Source organism: Escherichia sp. HH26CH (assembly GCF_009820205.1).
GTDB classification, from domain to species: domain Bacteria; phylum Pseudomonadota; class Gammaproteobacteria; order Enterobacterales; family Enterobacteriaceae; genus Escherichia; species Escherichia coli_F.
The window spans coordinates 114,940-135,367 of sequence record NZ_VNXM01000040.1; the positions used below are offsets into that span (position 1 = coordinate 114,940).

The window sequence follows — 20,428 nt, forward strand, 5'->3', positions numbered from 1 at the left end:
ATACCAATGATGATAGTTGCAGACCGCAATTATTATTACCTTAGTGCTTTATACATTCTTCGCGACAAGACAGGCTTGCAAATACATATAAATGGTTATAAGGAAATCCTTATAAAACATTAATTCATAGATATATTAGGAATAACAATTGAATCCGTGAGTACAGTAACGCTGCATTTCATCAGGACTTTCGAAAAATCCGATATCATGCATCGGAATTTACTGATTTAATTATTTTAATCCTAATTTATTTTGAAAAAGGCATTGGGATTTATGCCGTATTCCTGAAGTTCCTCATCATTGGAATGGATTTTCGGGCGAGAAAAGGATTTTATATGGATACTCTACTCATCATTTCTTCTTCTCATCATCAACAATTCACGTCTCTCTTCCGCGTTTAATAACGGATTATGATGTGCAAAAAAATATCTTTCGTTTCAGTTACCTGTAATTAGATACAGAGAGAGATTTTGGCAATACATGGAGTAATACAGGATGTATTCAAGTAGCAGAAAAAGGTGCCCGAAAACCAAATGGGCTTTGAAAATTCTTACTGCCGCATTTTTAGCAGCGAGTCCCGCGGCGAAGAGTGCTGTTAATAATGCCTATGATGCATTGATTATCGAAGCTCGCAAGGGAAATACTCAGCCAGCTTTGTTATGGTTTGCACAAAAATCAGCACTCAGTAATAACCAAATTGCTGACTGGTTACAGATTGCCTTATGGGCCGGGCAAGATAAACAGGTTATTACCGTTTACAACCGCTACCGTCATCAGCAATTACCAGCGCGTGGTTATGCAGCTGTCGCCGTCGCTTATCGTAACCTGCAACAATGGCAAAACTCGCTTACACTGTGGCAAAAGGCACTCTCTCTGGAGTCGCAAAATAAGGATTATCAACGGGGACAAATTTTAACCCTGGCAGATGCGGGTCACTATGATTCTGCGCTGGTTAAACTTAAGCAGCTTAACTCTGGAGCACCGGACAAAGCTAATTTACTCGCAGAAGCCTATATCTATAAACTGGCGGGGCGGCATGAGGATGAATTACGGGCGATGACAGGGTCATTACCTGAAAATGCCTTAACGCAACAATATCCCACAGAATACGTGCAGGCATTACGGAATAATCAACTTGCTGCCGCGATTGACGATGCCAATTTAACGCCAGATATTCGCGCTGATATTCATGCCGAACTGGTCAGACTGTCGTTTATGCCTACGCGCAGTGAAAGTGAACGTTATGCCATTGCCGATCGCGCCCTCGCCCAATACGCTGCATTAGAAATTCTGTGGCATGATAACCCTGACCGCACTGCCCAGTACCAGCGTATTCAGGTTGATCATCTTGGCGCGTTATTAACTCGCGATCGTTATAAAGACGTTATTTCTCACTATCAGCGTTTAAAAAAGACGGGGCAAATTATTCCGCCCTGGGCGCAATATTGGGTTGCGTCGGCTTATCTCAAAGAACATCAGCCAAAAAAAGCACAGTCAATAATGACAGAGCTCTTTTATCACAAGGAGACCATTGCCCCGGATTTATCCGATGAAGAACTTGCGGATCTCTTTTACAGCCACCTGGAGAGTGAAAATTATCCCGGCGCGCTAACTGTCACCCAACATACCATTAATACTTCGCCGCCTTTCCTTCGGTTAATGGGCACGCCTACGAGCATCCCGAATGATACCTGGTTACAGGGGCATTCGTTTCTCTCAACCGTAGCAAAATATAGTAATGATCTTCCTCAGGCTGAAATGACAGCCAGAGAGCTTGCTTATAACGCACCAGGAAATCAGGGACTGCGCATTGATTACGCGAGTGTGTTACAAGCCCGCGGTTGGCCTCGTGCGGCAGAAAATGAATTAAAAAAAGCAGAAGTGATCGAGCCACGTAATATTAATCTGGAGGTTGAACAAGCCTGGACAGCATTAACGTTACAAGAATGGCAGCAGGCAGCGGTCTTAACGCACGATGTTGTCGAACGTGAACCGCAAGATCCCGGCGTTGTACGTTTAAAACGTGCGGTTGATGTACATAATCTTGCAGAGCTTCGTATCGCTGGTTCAACAGGAATTGATGCCGAAGGTCCGGATAGTGGCAAACATGATGTCGACTTAACCACCATCGTTTATTCACCACCGCTGAATGATAACTGGCGCGGTTTTGCTGGATTCGGTTATGCCGATGGACAATTTAGCGAAGGAAAAGGGATTATTCGCGACTGGCTTGCGGGTGTTGAGTGGCGGTCACGTAATATCTGGCTTGAGGCGGAGTACACCGAACGCTTTTTCAATCATGAGCATAAACCCGGCGCGCGCCTGTCTGGCTGGTATGATTTTAATGATAACTGGCGTATTGGTTCGCAACTGGAACGCCTCTCTCACCGCGTTCCATTACGGGCAATGAAAAATGGTGTTACAGGCAACAGTGCACAGGCTTATGTTCGCTGGTATCAAAATGAGCGGCGTAAGTACGGTGTCTCTTGGGCTTTCACTGATTTTTCTGACAGTAATCAGCGTCATGAAATCTCACTTGAGGGTCAGGAACGCATCTGGTCTTCACCATATTTGATTGTCGATTTCCTCCCCAATCTGTATTACGAACAAAATACAGAACACGACACCCCATACTACAACCCTATAAAAATGTTCGATATTGTTCCGGCATTTGAGGCAAGTCATTTGTTATGGCGAAGCTATGAAAATAGCTGGGAGCAAATCTTCAGCGCAGGTGTTGGTGCCTCCTGGCAAAAACATTATGGCACGGATGTCGTCACCCAACTCGGCTACGGGCAACGCATTAGCTGGAATGACGTGATTGATGCTGGCGCAACGCTACGCTGGGAAAAACGACCTTATGACGGTGACAGAGAACACAACTTATACGTTGAATTCGATATGACATTCAGATTTTAAGGATAAATATGTTACGTAATGGAAATAAATATCTCCTGATGCTGGTGAGTATAATTATGCTCACTGCGTGCATTAGCCAGTCAAGAACATCATTTATACCGCCACAGGATCGCGAATCTTTACTCGCCGAGCAACCGTGGCCGCATAATGGTTTTGTGGCGATTTCATGGCATAACGTTGAAGACGAAGCTGCCGACCAGCGTTTTATGTCAGTGCGGACATCAGCACTGCGTGAACAATTTGCCTGGCTGCGCGAGAACGGTTATCAACCGGTCAGTATTGCTCAAATTCGTGAAGCACATCGAGGAGGAAAACCGCTACCGGAAAAAGCAGTAGTGCTGACTTTTGATGACGGCTACCAGAGTTTTTATACCCGCGTCTTCCCAATTCTTCAGGCCTTCCAGTGGCCTGCTGTATGGGCCCCCGTCGGCAGTTGGGTCGATACGCCAGCGGATGAACAAGTAAAATTTGGCGATGAGATGGTCGATCGAGAATATTTTGCCACGTGGCAACAAGTGCGAGAAGTTGCGCGTTCCCGGCTCGTTGAGGTCGCTTCTCATACATGGAATTCTCACTACGGTATTCAGGCTAATGCCACCGGCAGCTTATTGCCTGTATATGTAAATCGTGCATATTTTACTGACCACGCACGGTATGAAACCGCAGCAGAATACCGGGAAAGAATTCGTCTGGATGCTGTAAAAATGACGGAATACCTGCGTACAAAGGCTAAGGTAAATCCACACGTTTTTGTTTGGCCTTATGGTGAAGCGAATGGCATAGCGATAGAGGAATTAAAAAAACTCGGTTATGACATGTTCTTCACCCTTGAATCAGGTTTGGCAAATGCGTCACAATTGGATTCCATTCCGCGAGTATTAATCGCCAATAATCCCTCATTAAAAGAGTTTGCCCAGCAAATTATTACCGTACAGGAAAAATCATCACAACGGGTAATGCATATCGATCTTGATTACGTTTATGACGAAAACCGCCAGCAAATGGATCGCAATATTGATGTGCTAATTCAGCGGGTGAAAGATATGCAAATATCAACCGTGTATTTGCAGGCATTTGCTGATCCCGATGGTGATGGGCTGGTCAAAGAGGTCTGGTTTCCAAATCGTTTGCTACCAATGAAATCAGATATTTTTAGTCGGGTTGCCTGGCAATTACGTACCCGCTCAGGTGTAAACATCTATGCGTGGATGCCGGTATTAAGCTGGGATTTAGATCCCACATTAACGCGAGTAAAATATTTACCAACAGGGGAGAAAAAAGCACAAATTCATCCTGAACAATATCGCCGTCTATCTCCTTTTGATGACAGGGTCAGAGCACAAGTTGGCATGTTATATGAAGATCTTGCCGGACATGCTGCTTTTGATGGCATATTGTTCCACGATGATGCTTTGCTTTCAGATTATGAAGATGCCAGTGCACCGGCTATCACGGCTTATCAGCAAGCAGGCTTTAGCGGGAGTCTGAGCGAAATTCGACAAAACCCGGAGCAATTTAAACAGTGGACCCGCTTTAAAAGTCGTGCGTTAACTGACTTCACTTTAGAACTTAGTGCGCGCGTAAAAGCCATTCGCGGTCCACATGTTAAAACTGCACGAAATATTTTTGCACTTCCGGTAATACAACCTGAAAGTGAAGCCTGGTTTGCACAGAATTATGCTGATTTCCTAAAAAGCTATGACTGGACCGCTATTATGGCTATGCCTTATATGGAAGGTGTCGCAGAAAAATCGGCTGACCAATGGTTAATACAATTGACCAATCAAATTAAAAACATCCCTCAGGCTAAAGACAAATCTATTTTAGAATTACAGGCACAAAACTGGCAGAAAAATGGTCAGCATCAGGCTATTTCTTCGCAACAACTCGCTCACTGGATGAGCCTATTACAACTGAATGGAATGAAAAACTATGGTTATTATCCCGACAATTTTCTGCATAACCAACCTGAAATAGACGTTATTCGTCCTGAGTTTTCAACAGCCTGGTATCCGAAAAATGATTAATCGCATCGTATCGTTTTTTATATTATGTCTGGTGTTATGCATACCCCTATGCGTAGCGTACTTTCACTCTGGTGAACTGATGATGAGGTTCGTTTTCTTCTGGCCGTTTTTTATGTCCATTATGTGGATTGTTGGCGGCGTCTATTTCTGGGTCTATCGTGAACGCCACTGGCCGTGGGGAGAAAACGCACCAGCTCCCCAGTTGAAAGATAATCCGTCTATCTCCATTATCATTCCCTGTTTTAATGAGGAGAAAAACGTTGAGGAAACCATACACGCCGCTTTAGCACAGCGTTATGAGAACATTGAAGTTATTGCCGTAAATGACGGTTCAACAGACAAAACCCGTGCCATCCTGGATCGCATGGCTGCACAAATTCCCCACCTGCGGGTCATTCATCTGGCGCAAAACCAGGGGAAAGCCATTGCGCTTAAAACCGGAGCTGCCGCGGCGAAAAGTGAATATCTGGTGTGCATTGATGGCGATGCGTTATTAGACCGCGATGCGGCGGCATATATTGTGGAACCGATGTTGTATAACCCGCGTGTGGGTGCCGTAACCGGTAATCCTCGTATTCGAACACGTTCTACCCTGGTGGGTAAAATTCAGGTTGGCGAGTATTCCTCAATTATTGGTTTGATCAAGCGAACCCAGCGTATCTATGGAAACGTATTTACCGTTTCTGGTGTTATTGCCGCATTTCGTCGCAGCGCCCTGGCAGAAGTGGGTTACTGGAGTGACGATATGATCACCGAAGATATTGATATTAGCTGGAAGCTGCAGTTGAATCAGTGGACGATTTTTTACGAGCCACGGGCGCTGTGCTGGATATTAATGCCTGAAACGTTAAAAGGGCTGTGGAAACAGCGCCTGCGCTGGGCTCAGGGCGGTGCAGAAGTATTCCTCAAAAATATGACAAGGCTATGGCGCAAAGAAAACTTTCGAATGTGGCCACTGTTTTTTGAATACTGTCTGACGACAATATGGGCCTTTACCTGCCTGGTCGGTTTCATTATTTACGCAGTCCAACTTGCAGGTGTACCGTTAAATATTGAATTGACACATATCGCTGCGACACATACTGCCGGAATATTATTGTGTACGTTATGTTTACTGCAATTTATTGTCAGCCTGATGATCGAGAATCGCTATGAGCATAATCTGACTTCATCGCTTTTCTGGATTATTTGGTTCCCGGTTATTTTCTGGATGCTGAGCCTGGCAACGACATTGGTATCATTTACACGAGTCATGTTGATGCCTAAAAAGCAACGCGCCCGTTGGGTAAGTCCCGATCGAGGGATTCTGAGAGGTTAATATGAACAATTTAATTATTACGACCCGACAATCGCCAGTACGTTTAATGGTTGATTATGTTGCCACAACCATCTTATGGACATTATTTGCTTTGTTCATATTCTTATTCACCATGGATCTGCTGACGGGTTATTACTGGCAAAGTGAGGCCAGAAGCCGACTTCAGTTCTATTTTTTGCTGGCAGTGGCGAATGCCGTCGTGTTAATTGTCTGGGCGCTGTACAATAAGCTGCGTTTTCAAAAACAGCAGCATCATGCAGCCTACCAATATACGCCGCAAGAATATGCAGAGAGCTTAGCAATACCTGATGAGCTCTATCAGCAACTACAAAAAAGCCACAGGATGAGCGTACACTTCACCAGCCAGGGGCAAATAAAAATGGTTGTTTCAGAAAAAGCGCTAGTCCGGGCATAAACACCCAAAACAAAGCCCGGTTCGCCCGGGCTCTGCGCCGATAATACACTTAACTGTATGCATGTAGCGTACGTTGGCAAAGTGCCGAACGTACGCAATCCTCTTTACCGAATCGGACGATCCCGACCATTTCATCTTCTTCGAAACGTTCCAGCGCGTCACTTAATCCGGAGCGCACGCCGCGAGGCAAATCGCATTGCGTGATATCACCGTTGACGATAACCGTCACGTTCTCCCCGAGGCGGGTTAAAAACATTTTCATTTGCGCGGCAGTCACATTCTGCGCCTCGTCAAGAATGACGACTGCATTTTCAAAGGTACGTCCACGCATATAGGCGAACGGCGCAATTTCCACCTTCCCTATTTCCGGTCGCAGGCAGTACTGCATAAAGGAAGCCCCTAAGCGACGGACCAGCACGTCGTAGACCGGGCGAAAATAGGGAGCAAACTTTTCTGCGATATCACCAGGTAAGAAACCAAGATCTTCATCGGCTTGCAGAACTGGACGGGTGACGATAATCCTGTCGACATCCTTATGTATCAGGGCCTCTGCCGCTTTTGCTGCACTGATCCAGGTTTTTCCGCACCCGGCTTCGCCGGTGGCGAATATCAGCTGCTTACTCTCAATAGCCTTCAGATAGTGCAATTGCGCTTCATTTCGCGCGAGGATGGGCGAGGTATCGCGACTGTCGCGGGCCATACCAATGGCTTCTACGCCGCTCATCTGCACAAGCGAGGTGACCGATTCTTCTTCACGCTGCTTATGGCTGCGCGAATCCCGTCTCAGCACACGTTTTGCCTCGCGACGAGCTTTGATCACTGCTTTTTGTCTTCCCATGGAGAGCACCTTGAGTTGTTTGTATTCATCACACGCGCCGTTGGCAGCGCGATTATGCGCACGAACATCAGAGGGTTGGCTTCCTTGTAAGCCATAGTTTGCTGTTGGATAAAATGCCGAAAAACGGCTACGCACACCGTTTGCGGCGTCGGTAACACGAGTAAAGAGAGGAAGTGAGAAAAATACAGAGTGACGAAGTTGCTACCGGAGGAGAAATCTCCGCGAGTGGTGGAGCTTTGCTTAACAAAACATTGTCCAGAACAGGACGTTACCATCCGCGATCTCCATAGTGACTGACTATCACTGCCGGGAACTTCCGCTGCTACTTAATAATTACAACAGATCTCGCATTCATTGCAACAATATATTCACCTATATTTAACGATAAACACCCATTTCAGTGACATTAGTTTCTACTGGAAAGATGACAGAGTGATGACAGTGATGAAAAAAGCTGTGTGCTTTCAGCAGGATTCGCGTCAGGCATCAACGCACGAACGCCGGATGCGGCGTGACCGCCTGATCCAGCCTACCGAACCCGCACCGATTGTAGGCATGATAAGACGCGCAAGCGTCGCATCAGGCATCAACGCACGAACGCCGGATGCGGCGTGAACGCCTTATCCTGCCTACCGAACCCGCACCGATTGTAGGCATGATAAGACGCGCAAACGTCGCATCAGGCATCAGCGCACGAACGCACGAACGCACGAACGCCTGGTACGGCGTAAACGCCTTATACGCCTAAAAACATTAAACCCGCAATAATGCGCTTCCGAGATAATCGTTCGCGTCCTTCACACCCGGCAGCGCAAAGAAATAGCCTCCACCGATAGGTTTGACATATTCCTCCAGCGCTTCGCCATTGAGCCTTTTTTGTACTGTCAGGAAGCCCTTTTCCAGATCGTGTTGGTAGCAGACAAACAGCAACCCTATATCCAGTTGCCCGGAGTTGGTAACACCCAACGAATAACTGTAGCCACGACGCAGCATCAGACTAGACTCGCTCTCCGCCGTGCGGGGATTCGCCAGCCGGATATGGCTGTCCAGCGCAATCACCTTCCCTTCCGGGTCGCTGGCGTAATTGGGAACATCATGCTCATGCTGCATTCCCAGCGGCGCACCGGTTTGCTTATCACGGCCAAAAATCGTCTGCTGTTCTTTCAGTGGCGTTCTGTCCCAAAATTCCACCCGAAACTGAATCAAGCGTACTGCCTGATAGCTGCCACCGATTGTCCACGCAGGCTCCTGCTGATCTGCCGTTACCCACACCACTTTTTGCATCAACTTATCATTCTGGCTATCGGGATTGGCAGTGCCGTCTTTGAAACCCAGCAAATTAATCGGCGTCTCTTTGCCTTTACTACGCGCTGCGTGATCGGAAATAAACCCTTCCCGCTTCCAGCGCACACTGAGCAAATCCGGCGTATGTTTGATGATATCGCGCAGCGCATGGATCACCGTGTCCTGGGTGTTGGCGCAAATTTGTAGCAACACATCACCATGACATAACGCCGCATCCAGCGAGTCGTTGGGGAAACGCGTCATCTTCTGCAACTTTTTCGGCATCTGTGGCGCAAGACCAAACCGTTCATCAAACAACGAGTGACCAACTGACAACGTGATGGTGAGATTGTCGGGCGCAATGTAGCCGCCAAGAATGCCGGAATCGAGTGGTGGCAGGCGCGGATTTGGCGTTTCTGGTGCAGCTCCGCCCTGAGTCAGAAAAGCAAAACGCTGAGTCAACAAGCGAAACAATCGCTCAAGATCAGCTTTATCGCTGGCAAGCACATCAAACGCCACCAGCATCATTGCCGCCTGCTGCGGCGTCAGAATACCCGCCTGATGTTCGCCATAAAACGGCTGCGCTTCACTGCGCGCATCCGGTGAAAGCGTCCCCGGCGCACTTTGCGTTTTTTGAGCATGCGCTACCGGACAACTTCCTGCCAGTGCCAGCGCGCCAATCCCTTTCAGTAAACGTCGGCGTGACGGTTCATTCACGCCGTTTTCATCTTCATACTGCATAACGCTTAATCCAGTCCCAGCACACCACGAAGTTGCGCCAGATCTTCCGCCAGCGCAGTAATCGGCCCTTTCAGCGCATTACGATCGGCATCGGTCAATTTGTCGTAGGTTTCAAAACCGTCTTTAGTACGGTATTTCGCCAGAATGGTATCGACCTTTTTGAAGTTAGCATCGACTTTTGCCAGCAGTTCCGGGTTGGCTTTTTGCAGTTGCGGACGCAGCAGATCGACAATTTTCTGCGAGCCTTCAACGTTAGCCTGGAAATCCCACAGATCGGTGTGGCTGTAGCGATCTTCTTCACCGCTGATTTTGCTGGCCGCCACTTCCTCAATCAGTCCGGCTGCGCCGCCGACCACTTTTGAAGGTGGGAAAGCCAGTTCACTGATGCGTTTTTGCAAATCGACCACATCGGTATAAAGCTGGTCAGCGTACTGATCCATCCCTTTGGTGGTGTTATCGCCAAACAATGCTTTTTCCAGACGGTGGAAACCGGTGAATTTCGGATCGGCGGCTTTTTGCTCGTAATCATCTTCACGGGCGTCAATGCTACCATCCAGATCAGAGAACAGCTCAGCAATCGGTTCGATGCGCTCATAGTGCTGGCGCGTCGGCGCATACAGTGCTTTCGCTTTTTCGATATCGCCTGCTTTGATGGCGTCGGTAAAGGCTTTGGTGTCGGTCACCAGCTGTGTGGTTTCCGCCATGACATACGCTTTATATGCAGTAATTGCACCACCAAGACTTAACAGCGCATCGCTCTGCGCCGCATCCGCCGTTGCCTCACCTTTGACGATCAACTTCCCTTTCGGGTTAGTCAGCAGACCGCAGGTCATATCGTATTCGCCAGGCTGTAAATTCGCCGTCATTTTCTGGCTAAAACCAGGGGCGATATTTTCCCGCTCTTCCACCACCATCACGCCTTTGAGGATCTCCCACTCCAGCGCCTTCTGGCTATGGTTCTGAATAATGAACTGTGTTTTCCCGGCGTTAACCGTAATGGTCATCGGTTCGCACTGCTTATCTGTCACAGTGACTTTGACCTGCGGAATATCAGCGGCGTTAGCCATAAAAGCAGAAGAGAACAGCGCAGCCACGCTCAACTGCAATGCGTTACGGCGGAAGTTAATGGTCATGACGAGACTATCCCTTTAAAGTATGTTGTAACTAAGCAAGAGTTTGCGTCATTTTCGTTACGCGGAGCGAGACGCTGTCGCCCCTGCGCGCGGCGGCAGAGCAAATGCCACCAGCGCCGGGATGAGATAAATAAACCAGACGGCGACTTCGCTGACGCTCGGCGCTTCCTGATAACCAAAGATACCTTCCATCAGCGTACCGAACAGCGAGTGAGTTGAGAGCACCGCGCTCATATCGAAGGCGATTTCCTGAAAGTGGTTCCACAGCCCGGCTTCATGAAACGCGCGAATAGCACCTGCCGCCAGCCCTGCGGCGACGAAGAGAATAAACAGGCTGGTCCATTTAAAAAACGCGCCAAGATTGAGGCGAATACCGCCCCAGTAAAGCAGGAAGCCGAGCACCACGGCTGTAGCAAGACCGAGCATTGCACCCAGCGGAGGCCAGATCCCGACATCTTGTTGAAACGCCGCCAGCAGGAAAAAGACCGACTCCAGTCCTTCCCTTGCAACGGCAAAAAAGACCATCATCACCAGCGCCCAGCCATGATGATTCCCACGCTGCAATGCGCTATCGACTGCCTGTTCCAGTTGCACTTTGACGTTGCGCGACACTTTACGCATCCAGAAAACCATCCAGGTGAGGATCACCACGGCAATCACCGCCACGATACCTTCGAACAATTCCTGCTCTTTTTGCGGAAATTCGCCGGTAGTTTCATTAATGAATATACCCAGCCCCAGGCACAACGCAGCGGCTAGCAACACGCCAATCCACATGACACCAATCCATCGACCTCGCTGGGTACGCTTAAGATAGCTGGCAATCAGGCTGACAATCAGCGCGGCTTCAAGTCCTTCGCGCAACATAATGAGAAACGGAACAAACATGCCACCCACCCTTAAACGTTTTTCTGAGTCAATCTATGCAAAGAAAAGTAAATCGCAGTGATAGCGATTATCATTACGGTGAAGAAAAACACAAGCGGAATGTAGTGATAATGATGAGGAAATGTAAATTTTTTTTGAGAGAAAATGCAGAGGGCAATCACTGATTGCCCTCTGCCTGCTTCTGATTATGACGTGGGATTTTCGGTAAAACGCCTTCCCTTACCCTTCCTGCAACCGTGACGGCGGCGCTGAATGATAGTGCGCGTCGGCGTCAGCAAAGCGTTTTTGCATCGCCGCTGACGGTGCTTTACCCAGTAAACTAAACACCACAATCCCAATGCTACCGAAGATAAAGCCCGGAATAATTTCGTACAGACCCAGCCAGCCGAACTGTTTCCAGACAATAACCGTCAGCGCGCCAATGATCATCCCCGCCAGTGCACCGTTACGCGTCATGCGTGACCACATCACCGAGAACAGCACCACCGGACCAAACGCCGCACCGAAGCCTGCCCACGCGTAGCTTACTAAGCCCAGCACGCGGTTTTCCGGATTCGCCGCCAGCGCAATTGCCACCAGCGCCACCACCAACACCATCACACGCCCTACCCACACCAGTTCTTTCTGGCTGGCATGTTTACGCAGAAATGCTTTGTACAGATCTTCGGTAATCGCACTGGAGCACACCAGCAGCTGGCAACTTAACGTCGACATCACCGCCGCCAGAATCGCCGACAACAGAATCCCGGCAATCCACGGGTTAAACAATATTTGTGCCAGTTCGATAAACACGCGCTCAGAGTTCTGGTTTACCGCACCGGCAACCGCTGGATTATTGTTAAAGTATGCAATGCCGAAGAAACCGACCGCCACCGCGCCTGCCAGACAGAGGATCATCCAGGTCATGCTGATACGACGCGCATGGACAATACTATAGTGAGAATCCGCCGCCATAAAACGCGCCAGAATATGCGGCTGACCGAAGTAACCCAGCCCCCAGCCCATCAGCGAGATAATGGCGACAAAATTCAATCCTTTGAGCATATCCACGTTTTCAATGCTCTTTTGTTTGATCACTTCCAGCGAGTCGCCAAACCCACCAACGCTAATGATCACGATAACCGGCGTCAGGATCAGGGCAAAAATCATCAGGCTGGCCTGTACAGTGTCAGTCCAGCTCACCGCAAGGAAGCCGCCAATAAAGGTGTAAAGGATCGTCGCCGCAGCTCCCGCCCACAGAGCCGTTTCGTAGCTCATGCCGAAGGTGCTTTCAAACAGACGCGCGCCAGCCACAATGCCCGAAGCACAATAAATGGTGAAGAACAGCAAAATTACCAGCGCGGAGATAATGCGCAAAATACGGCTTTTATCTTCAAAACGCCCGGTAAAATAATCCGGCAATGTTAAGGCGTTATTATTGTATTCGGTATGCACACGCAAGCGCCCGGCCACCAGCTTCCAGTTAATCCACGCGCCTAATGTCAGGCCAATGGCGATCCAGCTTTCGGAAATCCCGGAAAGAAAAACCGCGCCCGGCAACCCCATTAACAGCCAGCCGCTCATATCCGACGCACCTGCCGATAATGCCGTCACGAATGGCCCAAGGCTGCGACCGCCAAGAATATAGTCGTCGAAGTTTTTGGTTGATCGCCAGGCGATGAACCCAATCAATATCATGCCAAAAATATAGACACAGAATGTCACCAACATCGGTGTGCTAATAGCCATCTAAAGTCTCCAAAAAATTATTATCGGCAATGTCGAAACTTGCCGTTATATCTGCCACCGGAACGGGGTAACAGAGTTTATGTTTTCCCAGGGCGACCGTATCCTGCCGGAAGCGCTGGTTATTCACAATCGATTTAACACACCATTTACATTAAATTTTAGTGCTCAGCGATACTATTTTTCATCAGGTTGCACTCCCTCACATTTTTTGCGGTTGCACCTTTCAAAAATGTTAACTGCCGCAGAGAAAAAGTCTGAGTTATTTTTTTAATCCCTGTCATATCGATTTCTTTTATTAACATTTCATTCATTTTTAAGCTTGCTACGCAGGTCACATTTAACATGGTTGCACAAAGTTGCAACATCATGGATATTTCACGATAACGTTAAGTTGCACCTTTCAGAACAACAGGAGTAATGGCATGGGAACCACCACCATGGGGGTTAAGCTGGACGACGCGACGCGTGAACGCATTAAGTCTGCCGCGACACGTATCGATCGCACACCGCACTGGTTAATTAAGCAGGCGATTTTTTCTTATCTTGAACAACTGGAAAACAGCGATACTCTGCCAGAGCTACCTGCGCTGCTTTCTGGCGCGGCCAATGAGAGCGATGAAGTACCGAATCCGGCAGAGGAACCACACCAGCCATTCCTCGACTTTGCCGAGCAAATTTTGCCACAGTCGGTTTCCCGTGCGGCTATCACCGCCGCCTATCGCCGCCCGGAAACCGAAGCGGTTTCTATGCTGCTGGAACAAGCTCGCCTGCCGCAGCCGGTTGCTGAACAGGCTCATAAACTGGCGTATCAACTGGCCGATAAACTGCGTAATCAAAAAAATGCCAGTGGTCGCGCAGGCATGGTTCAGGGATTATTGCAGGAGTTTTCGCTGTCATCGCAGGAAGGCGTGGCGCTGATGTGTCTGGCGGAAGCGCTATTGCGTATTCCCGACAAAGCCACCCGTGATGCGTTAATACGCGACAAAATCAGCAACGGTAACTGGCAGTCACATATTGGTCGTAGCCCGTCGCTGTTTGTTAATGCCGCCACCTGGGGGCTTCTCTTTACCGGCAAACTGGTTTCTACCCATAACGAAGCCAGCCTCTCCCGTTCGCTGAATCGCATTATCGGTAAGAGTGGCGAACCGCTAATCCGCAAAGGTGTGGATATGGCGATGCGCCTGATGGGTGAGCAGTTCGTCACTGGTGAAACCATCGCGGAAGCGTTAGCCAATGCCCGCAAGCTGGAAGAGAAAGGTTTCCGTTACTCATACGATATGCTGGGCGAAGCCGCACTGACCGCAGCGGACGCGCAGGCATATATGGTTTCCTATCAGCAGGCGATTCACGCCATTGGTAAAGCCTCCAATGGTCGCGGCATTTATGAAGGTCCGGGCATTTCAATCAAGCTGTCGGCGCTGCATCCGCGCTACAGCCGCGCCCAGTATGACCGGGTAATGGAAGAGCTTTACCCACGTCTGAAATCACTAACCTTGCTGGCGCGTCAGTACGATATTGGTATTAACATTGATGCCGAAGAGGCCGATCGTCTGGAGATCTCCCTCGATCTGTTGGAAAAGCTTTGTTTCGAGCCTGAACTGGCAGGCTGGAACGGCATCGGTTTTGTTATTCAGGCTTATCAAAAACGCTGCCCGCTGGTGATCGATTACCTGATTGATCTCGCCACCCGCAGCCGTCGTCGTCTGATGATTCGCCTGGTGAAAGGCGCGTACTGGGATAGTGAAATCAAACGTGCGCAAATGGACGGCCTTGAAGGTTATCCGGTTTATACCCGCAAGGTGTATACCGATGTTTCTTATCTCGCTTGTGCGAAAAAGCTGCTGGCGGTGCCAAATCTCATTTACCCGCAGTTTGCAACGCACAACGCCCACACGCTGGCGGCAATTTATCAACTGGCGGGTCAAAACTACTATCCGGGTCAGTACGAGTTCCAGTGCCTGCATGGTATGGGCGAGCCACTGTATGAGCAGGTCACCGGGAAAGTTGCCGACGGTAAACTTAACCGACCGTGTCGTATTTATGCTCCGGTCGGTACCCATGAAACACTGCTGGCATATCTGGTGCGTCGCCTGCTGGAAAACGGTGCTAACACCTCGTTTGTTAACCGTATTGCTGATACCTCTTTACCACTGGATGAACTGGTTGCAGATCCAGTCACTGCAGTAGAAAAACTGGCGCAGCAGGAAGGGCAAACTGGATTACCCCATCCGAAAATTCCCCTGCCGCGCGATCTTTACGGTCACGGGCGCGACAACTCGGCAGGGCTGGATCTCGCCAATGAACACCGGCTGGCATCACTCTCCTCTGCCCTGCTCAACAGTGCACTGCAAAAATGGCAGGCCTTGCCAATGCTGGAACAACCGGTCGCGGCTGGTGAAATGTCACCCGTTATCAACCCGGCGGAACCGAAAGATATTGTGGGCTATGTGCGTGAAGCCACGCCGCGTGAAGTAGAACAGGCGCTGGAAAGTGCAGTTAATAACGCGCCAATCTGGTTTGCCACGCCTCCGGCCGAACGCGCGGCGATTTTGCATCGCGCTGCCGTACTGATGGAAAGTCAGATGCAACAACTGATTGGTATTCTGGTGCGTGAGGCCGGAAAAACCTTCAGTAACGCCATTGCCGAAGTGCGTGAAGCCGTCGATTTTCTCCACTACTACGCGGGACAGGTGCGGGATGATTTCGCTAACGAAACCCACCGTCCATTAGGGCCAGTGGTATGTATCAGCCCGTGGAACTTCCCGCTGGCGATTTTCACCGGGCAAATCGCTGCCGCACTGGCGGCAGGTAACAGCGTACTGGCAAAACCGGCAGAACAAACGCCGCTGATTGCCGCACAAGGGATTGCCATTTTGCTGGAAGCGGGTGTACCGCCAGGCGTGGTGCAGTTGTTGCCCGGTCAGGGTGAAACCGTAGGCGCGCAACTGACGGGTGATGATCGCGTGCGCGGGGTGATGTTTACCGGTTCAACCGAAGTCGCTACGTTACTGCAACGCAATATCGCCAGCCGCCTGGACGCTCAGGGCCGCCCAATTCCACTCATTGCGGAAACCGGCGGCATGAACGCGATGATTGTCGATTCCTCCGCCCTGACCGAACAGGTCGTCGTGGATGTACTGGCCTCGGCCTTCGACAGTGCAGGTCAGCGTTGTTCGGCGCTGCGCGTGCTGTGTCTGCAAGATGAAATTGCCGACCACACGTTAAAAATGCTGCGCGGTGCAATGGCCGAATGCCGGATGGGTAATCCGGGTCGCCTGACCACCGATATCGGTCCGGTGATTGATGGCGAAGCGAAGACCAATATTGAGCGCCATATTCAGACCATGCGTAGCAAAGGCCGTCCGGTGTTCCAGGCGGTGCGGGAAAACAGTGAAGATGCCCGTGAATGGCAAAGCGGCACCTTTGTCGCTCCGACGCTGATCGAACTGGATGACTTTGCCGAATTACAAAAAGAGGTCTTTGGTCCGGTGCTGCATGTGGTGCGTTACAACCGTAACCAGTTGCCGGAACTGATCGAACAGATTAACGCTTCCGGTTATGGTCTGACGCTCGGCGTCCATACGCGCATTGATGAAACTATTGCCCAGGTCACTGGCTCGGCCCATGTCGGTAATCTGTATGTTAACCGTAATATGGTGGGCGCAGTGGTTGGGGTGCAACCATTCGGCGGCGAAGGGTTGTCCGGCACCGGGCCGAAAGCAGGTGGTCCGCTCTATCTCTACCGTCTGCTGGCGAATCGCCCGGAAAGTGCGCTGGCGGTGACACTCGCGCGTCAGGATGCGGAGTATCCGGTCGATGCGCAGTTGAAAGCCGCATTGACTCAGCCGCTAAATGCACTGCGGGAATGGGCGGCAAACCGTCCAGAATTGCAGGCGTTATGTACGCAATATGGCGAGTTGGCGCAGGCAGGAACACAACGATTGTTGCCAGGGCCGACGGGTGAACGCAACACCTGGACGCTGCTGCCGCGTGAGCGCGTGTTGTGTATTGCGGATGATGAACAGGATGCGCTGACTCAGCTCGCCGCCGTGCTGGCGGTGGGCAGCCAGGTGCTGTGGCCGGATGATGCGCTGCATCGTCAGTTAGTGAAAGCATTACCATCGGCAGTCAGCGAACGTATTCAACTGGCGAAAGCGGAGAATATAACCGCTCAACCATTTGATGCGGTGATCTTCCACGGTGATTCGGATCAGCTTCGCGCATTGTGTGAAGCCGTTGCCGCGCGGGATGGTGCAATTGTTTCAGTGCAGGGTTTTGCCCGTGGCGAAAGCAATATCCTGCTGGAACGGTTGTATATCGAGCGTTCGCTGAGCGTGAATACCGCTGCCGCTGGCGGTAACGCCAGTTTAATGACGATCGGTTAAGCAGGTTGCCGGAGGATGCTATAATCTCCTCCGGCATCATTAACGTGGTCGAATCCCCTCAAGAATAATCCGCTGCACGTTTTCAACCGTTTGATTGAAAAACACTTCATCGCGCAACGTGGCACCTGTCACCGCCTCCACCTGAGGGGCGAAATCGGCGTAATGTTGAGTGGAAGCCCAGATCATAAAAATCAAATGCTGCGGATCAATCGGCGCGAGTTTGCCGCTTTTAACCCAACCGGCAATCAGCGCCGATTTCTCATCAATTAACGTTTTCAAATCGCCCGTTAGCTCATCCATTAATAACGGTGCGCCTGCCAGCATCTCCATACAGAACAGGCGCGAAGCCTGCGGATAATCGCGGGAGACTTCCAGCTTCAGACGGATGTACTCTTTAATCGCTGCCAGTGGGGCGAAATCTTCTCGAAACGCTTTTAACGGTGCCAGCCAGATATCGAGAATCTGCCGCAGTACGGCTATATACAGCGCCTCTTTTGACGGAAAGTAATACAGCAGATTGGTTTTTGAAACGCCCGCCAACTCTGCGATCTGCTCCAGCCTTGTGCCATGAAAACCGAATTGTGAAAAAGTGTCCAGTGCTGCGCTAAGAATCGCTTTTTTCTTCGCGCTCACTGCGCGCGAACGTTTACCCGTTGTTTTCACTGCGCCTTGCGTCATGCGCTCTCCCCTCTTGTAGATTGGCAACAGGATAGCAAAACCCCTGCCCGGCCTCGACCTTCTGCACTCTCATCGCGCACGGATGCATGTTTTATGTGCAACTGTTTTGACCGTTTAGTCCACTTTTTTCCAGACATTTTAGACAACTTAACATTAACACATTAATAACATTCACTTTTTAAAAACTGGCATCCGCTTTGCAAACAAACCATTACGCGGCTGAAAAGGATATGCAGGATGCAGCGCCCCGTCTGACTTTCACTTGACGAGACGAAGAGAGGTTGATGATGAAAATTGGCGTATTCGTACCTATTGGCAACAACGGTTGGCTCATTTCGACCCACGCGCCGCAGTACATGCCGACCTTTGAACTGAATAAAGCCATCGTGCAAAAAGCGGAGCACTACCATTTCGATTTCGCCCTGTCGATGATCAAACTGCGTGGTTTTGGCGGCAAAACTGAGTTCTGGGATCACAACCTGGAGTCGTTCACTTTGATGGCGGGGCTGGCAGCCGTGACCTCACGCATTCAGATTTACGCCACTGCCGCCACCTTAACGTTACCTCCGGCAATCGTCGCCCGTATGGCCGCAACCATTGACTCCATCTCTGGCGGGCGTTTTGGCGTAAACCTGGTGACTGGCTGGCAAAAACCCGAGTATGAGCAGATGGGCATCTGGCCTGGCGATGACTATTTTTCCCGTCGTTATGACTATCTCACCGAATATGTCCAGGTGCTGCGCGACCTGTGGGGAACGGGGAAAAGCGATTTTAAAGGCGATTTTTTCACCATGAACGATTGCCGCGTCAGTCCACAACCGAGCGTACCCATGAAAGTGATCTGTGCCGGGCAAAGCGACGCTGGCATGGCGTTCTCCGCCCAGTATGCCGATTTCAACTTCTGTTTCGGCAAAGGCGTAAATACACCCACGGCTTTCGCCCCGACCGCTGCGCGGATGAAACAGGCCGCAGCGCAAACCGGGCGCGACGTTGGCTCTTATGTGTTGTTTATGGTGATTGCCGACGAAACCGACGATGCCGCTCGTGCCAAATGGGAACACTATAAAGCGGGTGCCGATGAAGAGGCGTTAAGCTGGCTAACCGAACAAAGTCAGAAAGATACCCGCTCCGGTACTGACACCAACGTCCGTCAGATGGCCGATCCCACTTCGGCGGTAAACATCAATATGGGGACGTTAGTCGGTTCTTACGCCAGTGTCGCGCGCATGTTAGATGAAGTCGCAAGCGTACCTGGTGCCGAAGGCGTGCTGTTGACCTTCGATGATTTTCTGTCGGGAATCGAAACCTTCGGCGAGCGTATTCAACCACTGATGCAGTGCCGCGCCCATCTCCCTGCGCTAACTCAGGAGGTGGCATGATGACGACCTTAACCTCTCGACCAGAAGCCATTACCTTCGATCCGCAGCAAAGTGCGCTGATCGTGGTGGATATGCAAAACGCTTATGCCACGCCAGGTGGCTATTTAGATCTCGCCGGGTTTGATGTCTCAACCACTCGCCCGGTCATTGCCAATATTCAAACCGCCGTGACCGCGGCACGAGCGGCAGGGATGTTGATCATCTGGTTTCAAAATGGCTGGGATGAACAGTATGTCGAGGCTGGCGGTCCCGGCTCACCGAATTTTCATAAATCGAACGCCCTGAAGACCATGCGTAAGCAGCCGCAGTTGCAGGGAAAATTACTGGCGAAAGGCTCATGGGACTATCAACTGGTGGATGAGCTGGTGCCGCAGCCTGGCGATATTGTGCTGCCGAAGCCGCGCTATAGCGGTTTCTTCAATACGCCGCTGGACAGCATTTTGCGCAGCCGCGGAATTCGCCACCTGATTTTCACCGGTATCGCTACCAACGTCTGCGTCGAATCGACGCTGCGCGACGGCTTTTTTCTGGAGTATTTCGGCGTGGTGCTGGAAGACGCAACCCACCAGGCGGGGCCGGAGTTTGCGCAGAAAGCCGCGTTGTTCAATATCGAAACCTTTTTTGGCTGGGTGAGCGACGTCGAAACGTTCTGCGACGCGCTTTCTCCCACGTCCTTTGCCCGTATCGCTTAAGGA

At 50.3% G+C, this 20,428-nt stretch carries 15 protein-coding genes; 8 read left to right on the forward strand and 7 right to left on the reverse strand.

Annotation, left to right across the window (positions count from 1 at the left end; all coding sequences use genetic code 11):
* Positions 1-495 precede the first annotated feature (495 nt).
* From pgaA to pgaD, 4 genes are read left to right on the forward strand one after another with little or no spacing between them, the layout of a single operon-like run.
* Positions 496-2,919: a poly-beta-1,6 N-acetyl-D-glucosamine export porin PgaA gene (pgaA, locus tag FQ015_RS14600; RefSeq protein WP_160524207.1), complete on the forward strand. Its 2,424-nt coding sequence runs from the start codon at positions 496-498 to the stop codon at positions 2,917-2,919.
* An 8-nt stretch (positions 2,920-2,927) separates the two neighbouring features.
* Positions 2,928-4,946, forward strand: coding sequence for a poly-beta-1,6-N-acetyl-D-glucosamine N-deacetylase PgaB (gene pgaB, locus FQ015_RS14605; protein WP_160524208.1), 2,019 nt, complete (start codon positions 2,928-2,930; stop codon positions 4,944-4,946).
* The gene (gene pgaC, locus FQ015_RS14610; RefSeq protein ID WP_000610451.1) at positions 4,939-6,264 is read left to right on the forward strand and encodes a poly-beta-1,6-N-acetyl-D-glucosamine synthase; all 1,326 of its coding nucleotides are present in this window, start codon (positions 4,939-4,941) and stop codon (positions 6,262-6,264) included. The genes pgaB and pgaC overlap by 8 nt, the downstream gene beginning before the upstream one ends.
* Position 6,265: 1 nt before the next feature.
* Positions 6,266-6,679 carry a poly-beta-1,6-N-acetyl-D-glucosamine biosynthesis protein PgaD gene (gene pgaD, locus FQ015_RS14615; RefSeq protein ID WP_001061101.1) on the forward strand — a complete coding sequence of 138 codons (414 nt, stop codon included), beginning with the start codon at positions 6,266-6,268 and terminating at the stop codon, positions 6,677-6,679.
* A 49-nt stretch (positions 6,680-6,728) separates the two neighbouring features.
* On the opposite strand, the gene phoH is transcribed toward pgaD, so the two are convergent.
* Positions 6,729-7,517, reverse strand: a complete 789-nt coding sequence (gene phoH / locus FQ015_RS14620; protein WP_000533536.1) for a phosphate starvation-inducible protein PhoH — start codon at positions 7,515-7,517, stop codon at positions 6,729-6,731.
* Positions 7,518-7,961: 444 nt separating this feature from the next.
* Between phoH and FQ015_RS14625 the strand changes: the two genes are divergently transcribed.
* Entirely contained in the window at positions 7,962-8,132 is a 171-nt protein-coding gene (locus tag FQ015_RS14625; protein ID WP_157945109.1) for a hypothetical protein, read from the forward strand.
* A gap of 138 nt (positions 8,133-8,270) precedes the next feature.
* Here FQ015_RS14625 and efeB read toward each other — a convergent pair whose 3' ends face one another.
* From efeB to FQ015_RS14650, 5 genes are all read right to left on the reverse strand, one after another.
* Positions 8,271-9,542, reverse strand: coding sequence for an iron uptake transporter deferrochelatase/peroxidase subunit (gene efeB, locus FQ015_RS14630; protein WP_160524209.1), 1,272 nt, complete (start codon positions 9,540-9,542; stop codon positions 8,271-8,273).
* Positions 9,543-9,547: 5 nt separating this feature from the next.
* Entirely contained in the window at positions 9,548-10,675 is a 1,128-nt protein-coding gene (gene efeO, locus FQ015_RS14635) for an iron uptake system protein EfeO (RefSeq protein ID WP_000154382.1), read from the reverse strand.
* A gap of 57 nt (positions 10,676-10,732) precedes the next feature.
* Positions 10,733-11,563: an iron uptake transporter permease EfeU gene (gene efeU, locus FQ015_RS14640; protein ID WP_000497942.1), complete on the reverse strand. Its 831-nt coding sequence runs from the start codon at positions 11,561-11,563 to the stop codon at positions 10,733-10,735.
* A 219-nt stretch (positions 11,564-11,782) separates the two neighbouring features.
* Positions 11,783-13,291, reverse strand: coding sequence for a sodium/proline symporter PutP (gene putP / locus FQ015_RS14645; protein WP_001018507.1), 1,509 nt, complete (start codon positions 13,289-13,291; stop codon positions 11,783-11,785).
* A gap of 158 nt (positions 13,292-13,449) precedes the next feature.
* Positions 13,450-13,659 carry a hypothetical protein gene (locus tag FQ015_RS14650; RefSeq protein WP_000979515.1) on the reverse strand — a complete coding sequence of 70 codons (210 nt, stop codon included), beginning with the start codon at positions 13,657-13,659 and terminating at the stop codon, positions 13,450-13,452.
* 54 nt (positions 13,660-13,713) lie between these two features.
* Between FQ015_RS14650 and putA the strand changes: the two genes are divergently transcribed.
* On the forward strand, positions 13,714-17,676 hold the full coding sequence (gene putA / locus FQ015_RS14655) for a trifunctional transcriptional regulator/proline dehydrogenase/L-glutamate gamma-semialdehyde dehydrogenase (protein WP_039021526.1): 3,963 nt from the start codon (positions 13,714-13,716) through the stop codon (positions 17,674-17,676).
* Between the two features lie 39 nt (positions 17,677-17,715).
* Here putA and rutR read toward each other — a convergent pair whose 3' ends face one another.
* The gene (gene rutR, locus FQ015_RS14660; protein WP_001354904.1) at positions 17,716-18,354 is read right to left on the reverse strand and encodes an HTH-type transcriptional regulator RutR; all 639 of its coding nucleotides are present in this window, start codon (positions 18,352-18,354) and stop codon (positions 17,716-17,718) included.
* A 287-nt stretch (positions 18,355-18,641) separates the two neighbouring features.
* Here rutR and rutA point away from each other — a divergent pair, with 287 nt between their 5' ends.
* Complete coding sequence (rutA, locus tag FQ015_RS14665) at positions 18,642-19,733, forward strand: pyrimidine utilization protein A (RefSeq protein WP_001353302.1); 1,092 nt, start codon at positions 18,642-18,644, stop codon at positions 19,731-19,733.
* The gene (gene rutB / locus FQ015_RS14670; protein WP_160524233.1) at positions 19,733-20,425 is read left to right on the forward strand and encodes a peroxyureidoacrylate/ureidoacrylate amidohydrolase RutB; all 693 of its coding nucleotides are present in this window, start codon (positions 19,733-19,735) and stop codon (positions 20,423-20,425) included. Before rutA ends, rutB begins: the two co-directional genes overlap by 1 nt.
* Positions 20,426-20,428: the final 3 nt, after the last annotated feature.

What these genes read in the sequence shown, in the direction of transcription:
- pgaA (WP_160524207.1), top strand. Translation starts at nt 496, where the DNA reads ATGTATTCAAGTAGCAGAAAAAGGTGCCCGAAAACCAAATGGGCTTTG.
- pgaB (WP_160524208.1), top strand. Translation starts at nt 2,928, where the DNA reads ATGTTACGTAATGGAAATAAATATCTCCTGATGCTGGTGAGTATAATT.
- pgaC (WP_000610451.1), top strand. Translation starts at nt 4,939, where the DNA reads ATGATTAATCGCATCGTATCGTTTTTTATATTATGTCTGGTGTTATGC.
- pgaD (WP_001061101.1), top strand. Translation starts at nt 6,266, where the DNA reads ATGAACAATTTAATTATTACGACCCGACAATCGCCAGTACGTTTAATG.
- phoH (WP_000533536.1), bottom strand. Translation starts at nt 7,517, where the DNA reads ATGGGAAGACAAAAAGCAGTGATCAAAGCTCGTCGCGAGGCAAAACGT.
- FQ015_RS14625 (WP_157945109.1), top strand. Translation starts at nt 7,962, where the DNA reads ATGAAAAAAGCTGTGTGCTTTCAGCAGGATTCGCGTCAGGCATCAACG.
- efeB (WP_160524209.1), bottom strand. Translation starts at nt 9,542, where the DNA reads ATGCAGTATGAAGATGAAAACGGCGTGAATGAACCGTCACGCCGACGT.
- efeO (WP_000154382.1), bottom strand. Translation starts at nt 10,675, where the DNA reads ATGACCATTAACTTCCGCCGTAACGCATTGCAGTTGAGCGTGGCTGCG.
- efeU (WP_000497942.1), bottom strand. Translation starts at nt 11,563, where the DNA reads ATGTTTGTTCCGTTTCTCATTATGTTGCGCGAAGGACTTGAAGCCGCG.
- putP (WP_001018507.1), bottom strand. Translation starts at nt 13,291, where the DNA reads ATGGCTATTAGCACACCGATGTTGGTGACATTCTGTGTCTATATTTTT.
- FQ015_RS14650 (WP_000979515.1), bottom strand. Translation starts at nt 13,659, where the DNA reads ATGATGTTGCAACTTTGTGCAACCATGTTAAATGTGACCTGCGTAGCA.
- putA (WP_039021526.1), top strand. Translation starts at nt 13,714, where the DNA reads ATGGGAACCACCACCATGGGGGTTAAGCTGGACGACGCGACGCGTGAA.
- rutR (WP_001354904.1), bottom strand. Translation starts at nt 18,354, where the DNA reads ATGACGCAAGGCGCAGTGAAAACAACGGGTAAACGTTCGCGCGCAGTG.
- rutA (WP_001353302.1), top strand. Translation starts at nt 18,642, where the DNA reads ATGAAAATTGGCGTATTCGTACCTATTGGCAACAACGGTTGGCTCATT.
- rutB (WP_160524233.1), top strand. Translation starts at nt 19,733, where the DNA reads ATGACGACCTTAACCTCTCGACCAGAAGCCATTACCTTCGATCCGCAG.